This window comes from Thalassobellus citreus (assembly GCF_044385915.1).
In the GTDB taxonomy this organism is placed as follows: Bacteria; Bacteroidota; Bacteroidia; order Flavobacteriales; family Flavobacteriaceae; genus Thalassobellus; species Thalassobellus citreus.
Genome location: NZ_JBISCC010000056.1, coordinates 1 through 812, shown reverse-complemented (window position 1 = coordinate 812; position 812 = coordinate 1). Strand labels below are relative to the sequence as shown.

The 812-nt window shown below is 27.7% G+C and carries 1 protein-coding gene; it reads right to left on the bottom strand.

All coding sequences use genetic code 11. The features are described 5' to 3' along the window. Positions 1–140: 140 nt before the first annotated feature. Positions 141–812 (bottom strand): hypothetical protein (locus ACH5TX_RS00275; protein ID WP_439337562.1); only part of this gene is annotated, 672 nt, incomplete at its 5' end.

Sequence of the window (812 nt, the reverse complement as noted above, 5' to 3'; positions counted from 1 at the left end):
CAACGTTTATGTATAAGAATAGTGCGGTTTTGTGTCCGAGGATTTTCCGCAGGAAAATCAGAGTGACTAAAAATGCACTAACCTTTTGATTTAGGAATGAATTTAAGTATTATTTCTTATACTTTGTTGTACAACGTTTTTTATTTTATCTTTTTAATTATTCCGTAATCAAATATTTCTTTAAAGTTTGCTTTTGAACTAAATACATAACTATCATCGTCAAGAATGTCTATTATTTCAACTTCTATTTCTTTTCCAATTAAGTGTTTTAGTCTTTGATCTGTCATTCTTTTATAGGTCAAAATATATTTGCAATCAGATAACCATTTTATGTAATAAATTTGTTTGTCTTTTTTCCCAATTTCTCTTTGGATTTTTCTTTTTCGCTTAATTTTGTAATCCTTAACTAATACGTGCGTATACTGATAAAGTCCAGTTCGAAATTTTTCACAAGTATTACATTCATCTTCATCCAAACTTTTATTTTCGTACTTATTGTTTATGAATTCAAAAATCGAATAGTGGCAGTTGTTTTTTAATTTACTGTCAGGATAATATTGGATTCCGAGAAGATACTGTCGAAGCTGCTCAATATTATATTCATTTTCATATGTAGTTTTATCTGCAACAATTGTTACTTCGCTAATTTTTGCATCATCATTCACACAGAAATTTACTGTCACATATTTAACATTCTTTTCGTCTTCGACAAAGAATTTTTTCTGCACTTGTCCGTAAGTATTTGAGAAAATTAAAAGTGCTAATAATAATATTTTGTTCAAATTTTCTTGTTTTGGGTAATGTTGTACAAC